The 14565-nt window shown below is 53.2% G+C and carries 13 protein-coding genes; 12 read left to right on the forward strand and 1 reads right to left on the reverse strand.

Features of this window, described 5'->3' with window-relative positions; genetic code table 11:
* The first annotated feature begins 86 nt into the window (after window positions 1–86).
* The 10 genes from SK35_RS03825 to hybG all read left to right on the forward strand — a co-directional run bounded on the left by SK35_RS03825 (window position 87) and on the right by hybG (window position 8851).
* Window positions 87–1727, forward strand: a complete 1641-nt coding sequence (locus tag SK35_RS03825) for a methyl-accepting chemotaxis protein (protein WP_048215542.1) — start codon at window positions 87–89, stop codon at window positions 1725–1727.
* A gap of 84 nt (window positions 1728–1811) precedes the next feature.
* The gene (locus SK35_RS03830) at window positions 1812–2099 is read left to right on the forward strand and encodes a DUF2623 family protein (RefSeq protein ID WP_048215543.1); all 288 of its coding nucleotides are present in this window, start codon (window positions 1812–1814) and stop codon (window positions 2097–2099) included.
* A 188-nt stretch (window positions 2100–2287) separates the two neighbouring features.
* A complete protein-coding gene (hybO, locus tag SK35_RS03835; protein ID WP_003024486.1) occupies window positions 2288–3406 on the forward strand; it encodes a hydrogenase 2 small subunit in 1119 nt (372 codons plus the stop codon).
* Between the two features lie 2 nt (window positions 3407–3408).
* The gene (hybA, locus tag SK35_RS03840; RefSeq protein ID WP_003828357.1) at window positions 3409–4395 is read left to right on the forward strand and encodes a hydrogenase 2 operon protein HybA; all 987 of its coding nucleotides are present in this window, start codon (window positions 3409–3411) and stop codon (window positions 4393–4395) included.
* Entirely contained in the window at window positions 4385–5563 is a 1179-nt protein-coding gene (hybB, locus tag SK35_RS03845; protein ID WP_003828354.1) for a Ni/Fe-hydrogenase cytochrome b subunit, read from the forward strand. Before hybA ends, hybB begins: the two co-directional genes overlap by 11 nt.
* Entirely contained in the window at window positions 5560–7263 is a 1704-nt protein-coding gene (gene hybC / locus SK35_RS03850; protein WP_003828353.1) for a hydrogenase 2 large subunit, read from the forward strand. Before hybB ends, hybC begins: the two co-directional genes overlap by 4 nt.
* Window positions 7263–7757: a HyaD/HybD family hydrogenase maturation endopeptidase gene (locus SK35_RS03855; RefSeq protein WP_032944999.1), complete on the forward strand. Its 495-nt coding sequence runs from the start codon at window positions 7263–7265 to the stop codon at window positions 7755–7757. Before hybC ends, SK35_RS03855 begins: the two co-directional genes overlap by 1 nt.
* A complete protein-coding gene (gene hybE, locus SK35_RS03860; protein WP_008785804.1) occupies window positions 7750–8238 on the forward strand; it encodes a hydrogenase-2 assembly chaperone in 489 nt (162 codons plus the stop codon). Before SK35_RS03855 ends, hybE begins: the two co-directional genes overlap by 8 nt.
* The gene (gene hypA, locus SK35_RS03865) at window positions 8231–8572 is read left to right on the forward strand and encodes a hydrogenase maturation nickel metallochaperone HypA (RefSeq protein WP_003828349.1); all 342 of its coding nucleotides are present in this window, start codon (window positions 8231–8233) and stop codon (window positions 8570–8572) included. The genes hybE and hypA overlap by 8 nt, the downstream gene beginning before the upstream one ends.
* A 30-nt stretch (window positions 8573–8602) precedes the next feature.
* Complete coding sequence (hybG, locus tag SK35_RS03870; RefSeq protein ID WP_003024459.1) at window positions 8603–8851, forward strand: hydrogenase maturation factor HybG; 249 nt, start codon at window positions 8603–8605, stop codon at window positions 8849–8851.
* 94 nt (window positions 8852–8945) lie between these two features.
* Here the strand turns inward: hybG and yghU are convergent, their stop codons facing one another.
* The gene (gene yghU / locus SK35_RS03875) at window positions 8946–9812 is read right to left on the reverse strand and encodes a glutathione-dependent disulfide-bond oxidoreductase (protein WP_048215544.1); all 867 of its coding nucleotides are present in this window, start codon (window positions 9810–9812) and stop codon (window positions 8946–8948) included.
* A 218-nt stretch (window positions 9813–10030) separates the two neighbouring features.
* On the opposite strand from yghU, the gene SK35_RS03880 reads away from it, so the two are divergent.
* Together SK35_RS03880 and gss are read left to right on the forward strand one after the other, a co-directional pair.
* Complete coding sequence (locus SK35_RS03880; RefSeq protein WP_048215545.1) at window positions 10031–12319, forward strand: FdhF/YdeP family oxidoreductase; 2289 nt, start codon at window positions 10031–10033, stop codon at window positions 12317–12319.
* A gap of 153 nt (window positions 12320–12472) precedes the next feature.
* Complete coding sequence (gene gss, locus SK35_RS03885) at window positions 12473–14332, forward strand: bifunctional glutathionylspermidine amidase/synthase (protein ID WP_048215546.1); 1860 nt, start codon at window positions 12473–12475, stop codon at window positions 14330–14332.
* Window positions 14333–14565 lie beyond the last annotated feature (233 nt).

Genomic DNA, 14565 nt, shown 5'->3' on the forward strand with positions numbered 1-14565 from the left:
CGCATTATATCTTCTCTACTGCCTGCCGATAACAAGGATAAGTATCGCCTGATGGCGAATTCCTCATCAACGGCAAGGAAATTATTATGCGTTTGCTGAAAAACTTCACTATTCGTATTGTCATGTTGGCAATACTGGGACTTTTTTGCCTGCTCTGGTCGGGCGTGGGTTTATTCAGTCTTCATTCGTTATCAAAAATATCTGAAGGCAATGATATTGACCGTCATCTTGTCCATCAGATGACGGTTCTCAGTCAGGGCAACGATCAGTACTTTCGCTTCGTAACGCGCTTAAGTCGCGCCATGGATGTCAAAATGAGTGGCGGAACGCCTGATTTTGCGCCAGCGCAACAGTCCCTGGAGAATATGAGCAAAAAACTCCAGGAGATGAAAACATTATCTCCGGGCCCTATGGACCCTGACGTCGCTAACGCAGTACTGACGAAGTGGCAGGCGCTGCTGGACAACGGCGTGATCCCGCAAATGCAGCTGGCGCAGCAGGGAACGCTTACGGCCTTTGCTGAGCATGCCAGCACTATTACACCTGCGTTGAGCCGTGAATTTGGCGCCAGTGCCGAGCGTTTTAACGCCACGGCAGGTGAGCGACTCGATACCACCCGCGTGATGGTCGATGGCAAAACCTCTATCATCCGGACGCTAATTATCACCGCCGTTATCCTTGGGATTGCCCTCCTTTTCTTTACCGACCGCTACCTTGTTTCCATGATGGTGAAACCGCTGGGACGTATTCGCCAACAGTTCCAGCAGATTGCGCAGGGCGATCTTAGCCATCCCATCGAAGATTTTGGTCGTAACTGTGTGGGTCAACTGGTGCCGTTATTGTGCGCGATGCAGGATAGCCTACGCGAAGCCGTCAGTACCATCCGTTCAGGTAGTGACAACATCTGGCGAGGGGCGACGGAAATTTCCACCGGCAATAACGATCTCTCCTCACGTACTGAAGAGCAGGCTGCGGCACTGGAAGAGACCGCTGCCAGCATGGAGCAACTGACCGCAACGGTAAAACTGAACGCAGAAAATGCGCGTGAAGCCAGCCAACTTGCCGATACGGCCACAGAAACGGCAGGCAAAGGGAGCACGTTGGTTTCAGAAGTGGTAGAGACGATGGACGGCATTGCCGCCAGCTCTAAACAGATCGCGGAAATCACGTCAGTTATTAATAGCATTGCTTTCCAGACCAACATTTTGGCGCTGAACGCGGCGGTTGAAGCAGCCAGGGCAGGCGAGCAGGGGCGCGGTTTTGCCGTCGTCGCCGGTGAAGTACGCAACCTTGCCAGTCGCAGCGCCGGGGCGGCGAAAGAGATTGAGACGCTGATTGGCGAGTCATCGCGTCGTGTTGATCAGGGCGCTCGTCTGGTTAAAGAAACAGGATTAACCATGGAGGCGATTCTGCGTGGCGCCACCGAAGTGACTGTCATCATGAAGCAAATTGCCTCTGCTTCGGAAGAACAGAATAAGGGTATCTCGCAGGTGAGCGTGGCGATCACGCAGATGGACAGCGTAACGCAACAGAATGCTGCGCTGGTAGAACAAGTTTCCGCCGCGGCAGTGGCGCTGGAACGACAAACAGAGGAGCTGCAACGCTCGGTGCAACAGTTCCGCCTTTCCGCTAATGATGTGCAATACGCAGCCAGTCAAACCGCTTCCTCTTCAGCAGACAGCAAAACGTCTGCGGCCGCTAAAACGGATGAGTGGGTGTCCTTTTAAGCCGTTATAAAAAGTTCGTGATACCTCTGGTCTTTGCTTAAAAAATCGCTATATAATTTATTATATAGCGATTGGAGGTTATGCATGGACAACCATTTTGGTAAAGGTCTGATGGCCGGATTAAACGCCTCAAGTGCGAACAGTGCACGCTCAGTGGCGAATTTTTGTGCGGATTATAAGCGTGGTTTTGTGCTGGGATTTTCACATCGAATGTTTGAAAAAACGGGCGATCGACAGCTCAGCGCGTGGGAAGCGGGGATCCTGACGCGCCGTTATGGGCTGGATAAAGAGATGGTGATGGATTTCTTTAAAGAGAACCAGTCCAGTACAACAATTCGGTTTTTCATGGCCGGCTATCGACTCGAAGCTTGATCCGAAAGGGGTATTATCTTGCTTTAATTAATTACACTATTGACCTACGCCTTCGTTTTGTTGCTCCGCCGAAGTATTATAATGCACATAACCATATAAAAAGTGTGGTAATGGCGCGCCGATCGCAATATGCAACATGCGAATGGTGCAAAATAAAAGCCAGGTCTTCGCAACGGAATAACTATAAAATGACTGGAGATAACTCTCTCATCAATTCGAGCGGCATTAATCGCCGTGATTTCATGAAGCTTTGTGCAGCACTGGCCGCTACCATGGGGCTCAGTAGCAAAGCCGCCGCAGAAATGGCCGAATCAGTTTCTCGTCCTCAGCGCCCACCGGTTATCTGGATTGGTGCTCAGGAGTGTACGGGTTGTACTGAATCGCTGCTTCGCGCGACACACCCTACAGTGGAAAACCTCGTTCTGGAGACAATCTCTCTGGAATACCATGAGGTGCTCTCTGCCGCCTTCGGCCATCAGGTCGAAGAGAACAAACATAACGCTCTGGAGAAGTACAAAGGGCAATATGTTCTGGTAGTAGATGGTTCTATCCCACTGAAAGATAATGGTATTTACTGTATGGTTGCCGGCGAGCCGATCGTGGATCACATCCGCCGGGCCGCAGAAGGCGCAGCCGCTATCATTGCCATCGGCTCTTGCGCCGCGTGGGGTGGTGTTGCTGCCGCTGGCGTTAACCCAACGGGTGCAGTCGGCCTGCAAGAAGTACTGCCAGGCAAAACCATCATCAACATCCCCGGCTGTCCGCCGAACCCGCATAACTTCCTCGCAACGGTCGCGCATATCATCACTTATGGTAAGCCGCCGAAGCTGGATACCAAAAACCGTCCGACATTCGCCTATGGCCGTTTGATTCACGAACACTGCGAACGCCGCCCGCACTTCGATGCTGGTCGCTTTGCTAAAGAGTTTGGCGATGAAGGCCACCGTGAAGGTTGGTGCCTCTACCATCTGGGCTGTAAAGGACCAGAAACCTACGGCAACTGCTCAACGCTGCAATTCTGCGATGTGGGTGGCGTGTGGCCGGTGGCTATCGGTCACCCTTGCTACGGCTGTAACGAAGAAGGCGTCGGCTTCCATAAAGGTATTCACCAGCTTGCTCACGTGGAAAACCAAACGCCGCGTTCCGAGAAACCTGATGTCAACATGAAAGAAGGCGGCAATGTTTCTGCCGGAGCGATTGGACTGCTGGGTGGCGTAGTAGGACTGGTTGCCGGTGTCAGCGTGATGGCGGTTCGTGAACTGGGGCGTCAGCAGAAGAAAGATAACGCTGACTCACGGGGAGAATAACCGTGAACAGACGTAACTTTATTAAAGCAGCCTCCAGCGGGGCATTGCTGTTGGGCGCAGCGCCGTCCATCAGCCATGCGGCTGCAGAAAACCGTCCGCCGATCCCTGGTTCTCTTGGGATGCTCTATGACTCGACGCTGTGCGTAGGCTGCCAGGCCTGTGTCACCAAGTGTCAGGATATCAACTTCCCGGCGCGTAACCCGGAAGGCGAGCAAACCTGGTCGAACAACGACAAACTGTCGCCGTATACCAATAACATCATTCAGGTGTGGCGTAGCGGAACAGGCGTTAACAAAGACCAGGAAGAAAATGGTTACGCATACATCAAGAAACAGTGCATGCACTGTGTTGATCCGAACTGCGTTTCCGTTTGCCCGGTCTCCGCGCTGAAGAAAGATCCGAAAACCGGCATCGTCCATTATGACAAAGATGTCTGCACGGGCTGTCGTTACTGCATGGTCGCCTGCCCGTACAACGTGCCTAAGTACGACTACAACAACCCGTTTGGTGCGCTTCACAAATGTGAACTGTGTAACCAGAAAGGCGTTGAGCGTCTGGACAAAGGTGGTTTACCGGGTTGTGTTGAAGTGTGCCCAGCCGGTGCGGTGATTTTTGGTACGCGTGAAGAGCTGATGGCTGAGGCGAAAAAACGTCTCGCGCTGAAGCCAGGTAGCGAATACCACTATCCGCGTCAGACGGTGAAAGCAGGCGATACCTATCTGCATACGGTACCGAAGTACTACCCGCACCTGTACGGTGAGAAAGAAGGTGGTGGTACGCAGGTTATGGTACTGACGGGTGTTCCTTACGAGGATTTGGATCTGCCGAAGCTGGATGATCTTTCAACTGGTGCGCGTTCCGAACATGTTCAACATTCCCTGTACAAGGGCATGATATTACCCCTGGCTGCGCTGGCGGGCTTAACCGTGCTGGTTCGTCGTAACACGAAAAACGACCATCACGATGGAGGAGACGATCATGAGTCATGATCCTAAACCGCTGGGCGGAAAAATAATCAGCAAACCGGTCATTATTTTTGGGCCGCTTATCGTCCTGTGTATGCTCCTGATCGTGAAACGTCTGGTCTTCGGACTGGGCTCAGTCTCCGATCTGAACGGCGGTTTCCCATGGGGTGTATGGATCGCGTTTGACCTGTTGATTGGTACTGGCTTCGCGTGCGGCGGTTGGGCGCTGGCGTGGGCGGTGTACGTTTTCAACAGAGGACAATACCATCCGTTGGTTCGCCCGGCGCTGCTGGCGAGCCTGTTTGGCTACTCGTTGGGTGGTCTGTCGATCACCATTGACGTCGGTCGTTACTGGAACCTGCCGTATTTCTACATTCCGGGCCACTTCAACGTGAACTCGGTACTGTTCGAAACGGCGGTCTGTATGACCATCTATATCGGCATCATGGCGCTGGAATTTGCTCCGGCTCTGTTTGAACGCTTGGGGTGGAAAGTTTCCCTCAAACGTTTGAATAAAGTGATGTTCTTTATTATTGCCCTCGGCGCGCTGCTGCCAACCATGCACCAGTCTTCAATGGGTTCATTGATGATTTCTGCGGGTTATAAGGTGCATCCGCTATGGCAAGCTTATGAAATGCTGCCGCTTTTCTCGGTATTAACCGCCTTTATTATGGGCTTCTCGATCGTCATCTTTGAAGGCTCGTTGGTACAAGCCGGTCTGAAAGGTAACGGTCCGGACGAGAAAAGTTTGTTCATCAAGCTGACGAATACCATCAGCGTGCTGCTGGCTATTTTCGTCGTTCTGCGCTTTGGCGAACTGATCTATCGCGACAAGCTGTCCTATGCGTTTTCAGGCGATCTTTACTCCCTGATGTTCTGGCTTGAAGTCGTGCTGATGGTCTTCCCGCTGGTGGTGCTGCGTGTCACTAAGCTGCGTAATGACTCGCGCATGCTGTATCTGTCTGCGCTGAGCGCATTGCTGGGTTGTGCAACATGGCGTCTGTCCTATTCGCTGGTGGCGTTCAATCCTGGTGGTGGCTACCACTACTTCCCAACCTGGGAAGAGCTGTTGATTTCTATTGGTTTTGTGGCTATTGAGATTTGTGCATACATCGTACTCATTCGTCTACTGCCGATACTTCCTCCTTTAAAACAAAACGATCAAAATCGTCATGAGGCGAGCAAAGCATGAGCCAGAGAATTACTATTGATCCGGTAACCCGTATTGAGGGTCATTTACGCATCGACTGCGAAATCGAAAATGGCGTGGTATCTAAAGCATGGGCTTCCGGTACCATGTGGCGCGGCATGGAAGAGATCGTGAAAAACCGCGATCCGCGCGATGCCTGGATGATTGTGCAGCGTATCTGTGGCGTTTGTACGACCACTCACGCTATCTCTTCCGTTCGTGCAGCAGAAAGTGCGCTGAATATTGATGTTCCGGTGAACGCACAGTATATCCGTAACATCATTCTGGCCGCGCACACCACGCATGACCACATTGTTCACTTCTATCAGCTGTCTGCGCTGGACTGGGTGGATATCACCTCTGCCCTGAAAGCTGACCCAGCGAAAGCGTCTGCCATGCTGAACGGCGTGTCCTCCTGGCACCTGAACAGCGCAGAAGAGTTCACCAAGGTTCAGAACAAGATCAAAGATCTTGTTGCCAGCGGTCAGTTAGGCATTTTTGCTAACGGTTGCTGGGGGCACCCGGCAATGCAGCTGCCGCCGGAAGTGAACCTGATTGCGGTCGCACACTACCTGCAAGCGCTGGAATGCCAGCGTGATGCCAACCGCGTTGTGGCACTGTTGGGCGGTAAAACGCCGCACATCCAGAACCTGGCAGTAGGTGGGGTTGCTAACCCAATTAACCTTGATGGCCTCGGCGTGCTGAACCTTGAACGCCTGATGTACATCAAGTCCTTCATCGATAAGCTGAGCGACTTTGTTGAGCAGGTGTACAAGGTTGATACCGCGGTTATTGCTGCGTTCTATCCTGAGTGGCTGGAACGTGGTCAGGGTGCGGTTAACTACCTGAGTGCGCCGGAATTCCCGACAGATGGTAAAAACGGCAGCTTCCTGTTCCCGGGCGGTTACATCACCGATGCCGATCTGTCGACCTATCGTCCGATCACCTCTCACTCCGATGAGTACCTGATCAAAGGGATTCAGGAGAGTGCGAAACACGCGTGGTACAAAGACGAAGCGCCGCAGGCTCCGTGGGAAGGCACAACGGTTCCTGATTACACCGGTTGGTCAGACGACGGCAAATACTCCTGGGTTAAAGCACCGACCTTCTACGGTAAAACGGTTGAAGTGGGTCCGCTGGCCAACATGCTGTGTAAACTGGCGGCCAAACGCGAGTCTACCCATGCCAAGCTGAATGAAATCATCGCGATTTACACCAAGCTGACCGGTAAAACTATCGAAGTGTCGCAGTTGCACTCTACGCTGGGCCGTATTATTGGCCGTACTGTTCACTGCTGTGAACTGCAGAACGTTCTGCAGGATCAGTACAACGCGCTGATTGTGAACATCGGTAAAGGCGACCACACCACCTTCGTGAAACCGGATATTCCGGCAACAGGCGAATTCAAAGGTGTTGGTTTCCTCGAAGCGCCACGCGGTATGCTGTCTCACTGGATGGTGATTAAAGACGGCATTATCAGCAACTACCAGGCGGTTGTACCGTCAACCTGGAACTCTGGCCCACGTAACTTTAATGATGAAGTGGGACCGTATGAGCGCTCGCTGGTAGGTACGCCGATTGCCGATCCAAACAAACCGCTGGAAGTGGTTCGTACCATTCACTCCTTCGACCCTTGTATGTCATGTGCGGTGCATGTGGTGGACGTTGACGGGAACGAAGTGGTCTCAGTTAAGGTTCTGTAATGCGGATATTAGTCTTAGGGGTCGGCAATATTTTGCTGACCGACGAAGCCATCGGGGTACGTATCGTTGAGGCATTAGAGCAACGGTACATCCTGCCAGACTTTGTTGATGTTCTGGACGGTGGTACGGCTGGGATGGAGCTTCTCGGCGATATGGCGAACAGAGATCATCTGATCATTGCTGACGCCATTGTGTCGAAGAAAAACACGCCAGGAACGATGATGGTCCTGCGGGATGAAGAGATCCCGGCGCTGTTTACCAACAAAATCTCACCGCACCAGCTTGGCCTGGCCGACGTATTGTCGGCCCTGCGTTTTACCGGCGAGTTTCCGAAAAAGCTGACCTTAGTCGGCGTTATTCCGGAATCGTTGGAACCGCATATCGGGCTAACGCCAACGGTTGAAGCGATGATTGAACCTGCGCTGGAGCAGGTTCTTGCCGCGCTTCGCGAATCAGGCGTTGAAGCGATCCCTCGGGAGGCGGCTCATGTCTGAGGAGTTTGTCGGTTTTCAGACGGCCCCGAAGACGCAGATTCAGGCAGCGTTTGAAGAGGTTGCCCGGCGTTCGATGCACGATCTCTCTTTCTTGCATCCGAACATGCCGGTATATGTTTCTGATTTTACGCTGTTTGAAGGACAGTGGACGGGGTGTGTTATCACACCCTGGATGCTCAGCGCACTGATTTTCCCCGGACCGGACCAGATCTGGCCGGTGCGTAAAGTCAGCGAAAAAATCGGGCTGCGTCTGCCGTATGGCGAGATGACCTTTACCGTGGGTGAACTGGAGGGCGTATCGCAATACCTTTCCTGTTCACTGATGTCGCCGCTTTCGCACAGTATGTCGGCGCAAGAAGGTGTGCGTCTGACTGACGATTGCGCGCGCATGCTGTTATCGCTGCCGGTGAGCGATCCGAATGCGCCGCAGCTAAATCGCCGCGCGCTGCTGCTGGGTCGTCGGAACTGCGAAAATGCATGAGCTGTCCCTTTGTCAGAGCGCGGTTGAGATTGTTCAACAGCAGGCAGAGCAGCACGGTGTCAAACGTGTAACCGGTGTTTGGCTGGAAATCGGAGCGCTCTCGTGCGTTGAAGAGAGCGCCGTCCGTTTCAGCTTCGACATCGTCTGTCAGGGCACGCTGGCGCAAGGGTGTGAGCTGCATATTGATTACAAACCAGCCCAGGCATGGTGCTGGGATTGCAGTCAGGTTGTGGAAATCACCCAGCATGATGCGCAGTGTCCACTATGTCAGGGCGATCGTCTGCGGGTTGATGCAGGCGATTCACTGAAAGTGAAAAGTATTGAAGTCGAATAACCCATAGGTTGCTATGGGGCGGAGTCAGATATGTGTATTGGAGTCCCTGGTCAGGTTCTGGCCGTTGGTGAAGATATTCACCAGCTTGCGCAGGTTGAAGTGTGCGGCATCAAACGTGATGTCAATATTGCCCTGATTTGTGAAGGTGATACCGCTGAGCTGGTCGGGCAATGGGTGCTGGTGCACGTAGGGTTCGCCATGAGCATCATTGATGAAGATGAAGCTAAAGCCACGTTAGACGCACTTCGCCGCATGGAGTACGACGTCACCAGCGCATGACAATCGGTTAGTGCCTGATGGCGTTACGCTTATCAGGCCTACGCCTTCTATGTAGGCCGGATAAGGCATTTATGCCGCCATCCGGCATCTTGCGTTAACCCTGGCGCTTATCTTCGGTATTGGTGTCGAAGTCGCTGGCGTCATGACGTTCATGAAGCTGCTCGTTTAGCGGCCCGTTAGTGCGGTTTACAATACGGCCACGCTTAACCGCCGGACGCGCGGCAACCTCTTTTGCCCATCGCTGCACGTGCTTGTAGCTTCCTGCGTCGAGGAACTCTGCCGCGTCGTACACGTTGCCCAGCACCACATTGCCAAACCACGGCCAAACCGCCATATCGGCAATGGTGTATTCATCTCCTGCCACAAACTGATGCTGTGCTAACTGTTTATCCAGCACGTCGAGCAAGCGCTTGGCTTCCATAGTGAAGCGGTTGATCGCGTACTCGATTTTTACCGGCGCATAGTTATAGAAGTGACCAAAACCACCGCCGAGGAACGGCGCCGCACCCTGTAACCAGAACAACCAGTTCAGTGTTTCAGTACGTTTTGCCAAATCCTGCGGCAGGAAATAACCATATTTTTCCGCCAGATAGAGCAGAATTGCGCCAGATTCGAATACGCGAACCGGTGGGTTTTGCGAGTGGTCGCGCAGTGCCGGGATCTTCGAGTTCGGATTCACCTCAACAAAGCCGCTGGAAAACTGATCTCCATCGCCAATGCGAATAATCCAGGCATCGTATTCCGCGCCCTTCACGCCCTGCGCCAGCAGCTCCTCCAGCATAATCGTCACTTTCTGCCCGTTTGGTGTACCCAGCGAATAGAGCTGCAGCGGATGCTTGCCAACCGGCAGCGTTTTTTCGTGGGTGGCACCGGAAACAGGACGGTTGATATTGGCGAAAGCGCCGCCGTTCGATTTTTCCCACGTCCAGACTTTCGCGGGCTGATAGGTATTGTCTGACATATTGACCTGCCTTCTGAGTGGTTGTGTTGATGCAGTGTAGCAGTTAGGTAGAACTCAATTTAACAGATTGGGACTTTATGTCGCTTTGTGCTGAAAGGGGAAGATAAATCTAACCCGTTCATTGTACCTGGCCCGTACTCCATGAAGAGGAAATCAATGTTGGACGGAAATTGCTACCGTATTCACCATCAAAAATTGGCGGTGAATAAGCAGTAATAATGAAAAATGGTGTTCCAGGAGTAAGCGGTTATCAGGGCCCTGCGGGTGGGTGGAGTGCGGTAAAAGCCGTCACTGCTTCGGTGTTTTCGCAAAAGGCTGTCGCGCGCGACATTATCGCGATGTTCAAAATGAACCAGGTGAAAGGGTTCGATTGTCCGGGCTGTGCGTGGCCGGACCCCGGGCATCGTGCGCCAATGGAGCTGTGCGAAAATGGCGTTAAGGCGGTTTCCTGGGAGACAACCAGTAAGAAAGCGTCACCGGAATTTTTCAGTCGTCACCCGGTTTCCACACTCTGGCACTACAGCGATTATGAACTGGAAAACATTGGTCGTTTGACGCATCCAATGAAATACGATGCAGTGTCAGACACCTGGCAGGCGGTGGATTGGGATATCGCCTTTCGGGAGATCGGCGAGCGTCTGCGCAGCTATGACTCAGCACAACAGGTTGAGTTTTATACCTCCGGCAGAACGTCAAATGAGGCGGCGTTCCTGTATCAGCTGTTTGCCCGCGAATATGGTAGCAGCAACTTTCCTGATTGCTCAAACATGTGCCACGGACCGACCAGCGCAGGGCTAACGCCGGCCATTGGCCTTGGGAAAGGGACCGTTGAACTTGATGATTTTGACCACTGCGATCTGGTGATTTGTATCGGGCATAACCCTGGTACTAACCATCCACGCATGCTGACCACCTTACGCGACGTTGCCAAACGTGGAGCCAAAATTATCTCCATCAACCCGCTGAACGAAAGGGGGCTTGAGCGCTTTAGCTTCCCGCAAAGTGCGAAAGAGATGTTCACCGGTCAGGCGACGGAGCTGAGCAACGACTACTACCAGGTAAAAATGGGCGGTGACGCCTCGTTGCTCAAAGGCATAATGAAGGCGCTGATCGAAATGGACGAAGCGCGGATCCTACTGGATCTGCAGCCGACGCTCGATCATGCGTTTATCGACCAACATACCGCGGGATATGCAGCGCTGTATGACGACTTACGTCAGCATAACTGGGCGGAGCTGGAACAGGACTCGGGTCTGACGCGTAGTCAGATGGAAGATCTGGCGCACAGCTACAGTAAATCCAGCGCCACGATTGTTTGTTATGGTCTGGGCATCACTCAGCATAAAAACGGCACCGAGAACGTCCAGCAGCTGGTAAATCTGTTGTTGCTGAAAGGTAATATGGGTAAGCCGGGGGCGGGGATCTGCCCGTTACGCGGCCATTCTAATGTGCAGGGCGATCGTTCTGTAGGGATCAACGAAGCGGCGTCCGAAGACTTCCTGCAACGCCTTGAGAAGCATTTTTCTATCCGCGTTCCGCGCAAACATGGACGCTCCAGCGTGGAGAGCATTCGGGCCATCGAGCGGGGAGACGCAAAAGCGCTCATCTGCATGGGCGGCAATCTGGCGGTAGCGATGCCCCAGCCGCAGCGTACCTTTGCGGCGATGAAAAATCTGGATCTGCAGGTCCATGTGGCGACCAAACTGAACAGATCGCATCTGCTGCTGGCAAAGCATAACTACCTGCTACCTGCATTAGGCCGAACGGAGCGCGACATGCAGGCGACGGGGATCCAGTCGGTGACCGTCGAAGATTCTATGTCGATGGTCCACGCTTCCTGTGGCGCGCTGAAGCCGGCTTCCCACTGGCTAAAATCGGAGCCCGCGATTGTGGCGGGCATGGCGCGTGCCACGCTGCCGCATTCTCCGATCAGCTGGGAAGCATTTACCGGGGACTACACGTTGATCCGTGACGCCATTGAAGCCGTGATCCCCGCATTCCACAACTACAACGCACGTATTGCCGAGCCGGGCGGATTTCGTATGGATACGCCTGCTTCGCGCCGTGAATGGCGAACGGAAAATGGCAAAGCCAACTTTATCGTCAGTCATCAGCGGGCGGTAGGGCGGGAACATCAGCCTGCTGATGCACTGGTTCTGGCGACGCTGCGTAGCCACGATCAGTACAACACCACGATTTATGGTATGAACGATCGCTATCGTGGCATTACTGGCCGTCGGGATGTGGTGTTTTTAAGCGCCGAAGAAGCGACGAGCCGCGGTCTGAGCCAGGGTGATGTGGTCAACGTTCAGGCGCTGGACGACAACGGTCAGCCCTGCGCGGATCGCATCATGTACGGCTTAACGGTGGTGATTTACAACATGGCGGCTGGCTCAATTGGCGCTTATCTGCCTGAAGCGAATGTCCTGCTTTCGCTGGATGCGGTAGATACACAAAGTTTGACTCCGGCGTATAAAAGCGTACCGGTCACCCTGACCAAAGCGTAGTTCCTGCTGTGAATTTTTCGCCTCTGAGCGCCAGCCGCTGCGTTGAGGTGTATGATGATGTCGACCTCTGTCCGGTTAGTGTCGCAGAGCAGGCAATCAGAGCGAAAAATTCACGCCAACCTGCTCAGGCTGTATTGTTTTGAGGTAAGGTGCATGAGCAAAGGAACGACCAGTCAGGATGCCCCATTCGGGACATTATTGGGCTATGCCCCAGGTGGCGTAGCAATCTACTCTTCAGATTACAGCTCCCTCGACCCACGGGACTACGACGATGATGCAGCATTTCGCAGCTATATCGACGATGAATACATGGGCCACAAATGGCAGTGCGTAGAGTTCGCACGCCGCTTTCTCTTCCTTAACTATGGCATGGTCTTCACCGATGTGGGCATGGCCTGGGAGATATTCTCCTTACGCTTCCTGCGCGAAGTGGTGAATGACAATATCCTGCCGTTACAGGCATTTCCGAATGGTTCGCCCCGCGCGCCGGTAGCAGGCGCACTGCTTATCTGGCAAAAAGGCGGCGAATTTAAAGATACCGGGCATGTGGCGGTCGTCACCCAGTTGCTGGAAAACAAAATCCGTATTGCCGAACAGAATGTGCTCCATACGCCGCTGCCTCCCGGACAGCAGTGGACCCGCGAACTGGAGATGGTGGTTGAGAACGGTTGTTACACCCTGCGTGATACCTTTGACGACACGACTATTCTTGGTTGGATGATCCAGACCGATGATACCCGTTTCAGCCTACCGCAGCCGGAGATCGCCAATGATTCGCTGAAAATTGGCGGCGCGCGACTGGAAGATAACGGGCAATTTGACGGTAAATGGCTGAATGAGCAGGATCCGCTGCAAAAAGCCTACGTGCTGGCGAACGGCCATGTGATTAATCAGGACCCGCATCAGTACTTCACCATTACCGAGAGCGCCGAGCAGGAGCTGATTAAAGCCACCAACGAGCTGCACCTGATGTATCTGCATGCGACCGATAAGGTGCTGAAAGACGACAACCTGCTGGCGCTGTTTGATATCCCGAAAATCCTCTGGCCGCGCCTGCGCCTTTCCTGGCAGCGTCGTCGGCATCATATGATTACGGGGCGTATGGATTTCTGTATGGATGAACGTGGACTGAAGGTGTATGAGTACAACGCCGATTCCGCATCGTGTCATACCGAAGCCGGTTTGATTCTCGAAAGATGGGCCGAGCGTGGTTACACAGGGCAGGGACACAACCCGGCTGAAGGGTTGATCAACGAACTGGCTGGTGCCTGGAAGCACAGCCGTGCACGTCCGTTTGTCCACATCATGCAGGATAAGGATATCGAGGAAAACTATCACGCGCAGTTTATGCAGCAGGCGCTGCGTCAGGCCGGGTTTGACAGCAAAATTCTGCGAGGTCTGGATGAACTGCGCTGGGATGACGCCGGTCAATTGATTGACGGGGAAGGCCGTCTGGTGAACTGCGTCTGGAAGACCTGGGCGTGGGAAACCGCAATTGAACAGGTGCGCGAGGTCAGCGAAACGGAGTACGCCGCGGTGCCAATTCGTACCGGGCATACGAGTCAGGAAGTGCGCTTAATCGATGTGTTGCTGCGCCCGGAAGTGCTGGTCTTCGAACCTCTGTGGACGGTTATCCCTGGCAACAAAGCGATTCTGCCGATCCTCTGGCAACTGTTCCCGCACCACCGTTATCTGCTTGATACGGATTTCACTGTTAATGAAGAGCTGGCGCAAACCGGTTATGCGGTGAAACCTATTGCAGGACGTTGTGGCAGCAACATCGATCTGGTGAGTCATCAGGAAGAGCTCCTGGATAAAACCAGCGGTAAGTTTGCCGAGCAGAAGAACATTTATCAGCAGCTTTGGTGTCTGCCAAAAGTTGCCGGTAAATATATCCAGGTTTGTACCTTTACCGTAGGTGGTAACTATGGCGGTACCTGCCTGCGTGGTGACGAGTCGCTGGTGATTAAAAAAGAGAGCGATATCGAACCGCTGATTGTGGTGAAGGAATAATCGCGCAACCCCTGTGATGGTGATGTTGCCATCACGGGGTTATTTGATGGGAATAATTTTCGAAATACTCGAAAGCAAGAACCCGCCTTTTGGGCGGGTTCTTTAAATAGTGGTGCCGGACTCGGTGTAGTTCTTTGGGCTAATGAACTGTTTTCAATAAGAATGCTATTTTTTTAGTTTGCCAAGACCACCGGACAGACCACCACAAAACGAACCCTTATCGAATTGCAGGA

Source organism: Citrobacter sp. MGH105, assembly GCF_001037485.2.
In the GTDB taxonomy this organism is placed as follows: Bacteria; Pseudomonadota; Gammaproteobacteria; order Enterobacterales; family Enterobacteriaceae; genus Citrobacter; species Citrobacter portucalensis.

What these genes read in the sequence shown, in the direction of transcription:
- SK35_RS03880 (WP_048215545.1), top strand. Translation starts at nt 10,031, where the DNA reads ATGAAAAATGGTGTTCCAGGAGTAAGCGGTTATCAGGGCCCTGCGGGT.
- yghU (WP_048215544.1), bottom strand. Translation starts at nt 9,812, where the DNA reads ATGTCAGACAATACCTATCAGCCCGCGAAAGTCTGGACGTGGGAAAAA.
- SK35_RS03825 (WP_048215542.1), top strand. Translation starts at nt 87, where the DNA reads ATGCGTTTGCTGAAAAACTTCACTATTCGTATTGTCATGTTGGCAATA.
- SK35_RS03830 (WP_048215543.1), top strand. Translation starts at nt 1,812, where the DNA reads ATGGACAACCATTTTGGTAAAGGTCTGATGGCCGGATTAAACGCCTCA.
- hypA (WP_003828349.1), top strand. Translation starts at nt 8,231, where the DNA reads ATGCATGAGCTGTCCCTTTGTCAGAGCGCGGTTGAGATTGTTCAACAG.
- hybE (WP_008785804.1), top strand. Translation starts at nt 7,750, where the DNA reads ATGTCTGAGGAGTTTGTCGGTTTTCAGACGGCCCCGAAGACGCAGATT.
- gss (WP_048215546.1), top strand. Translation starts at nt 12,473, where the DNA reads ATGAGCAAAGGAACGACCAGTCAGGATGCCCCATTCGGGACATTATTG.
- hybO (WP_003024486.1), top strand. Translation starts at nt 2,288, where the DNA reads ATGACTGGAGATAACTCTCTCATCAATTCGAGCGGCATTAATCGCCGT.
- hybC (WP_003828353.1), top strand. Translation starts at nt 5,560, where the DNA reads ATGAGCCAGAGAATTACTATTGATCCGGTAACCCGTATTGAGGGTCAT.
- hybB (WP_003828354.1), top strand. Translation starts at nt 4,385, where the DNA reads ATGAGTCATGATCCTAAACCGCTGGGCGGAAAAATAATCAGCAAACCG.
- SK35_RS03855 (WP_032944999.1), top strand. Translation starts at nt 7,263, where the DNA reads ATGCGGATATTAGTCTTAGGGGTCGGCAATATTTTGCTGACCGACGAA.
- hybG (WP_003024459.1), top strand. Translation starts at nt 8,603, where the DNA reads ATGTGTATTGGAGTCCCTGGTCAGGTTCTGGCCGTTGGTGAAGATATT.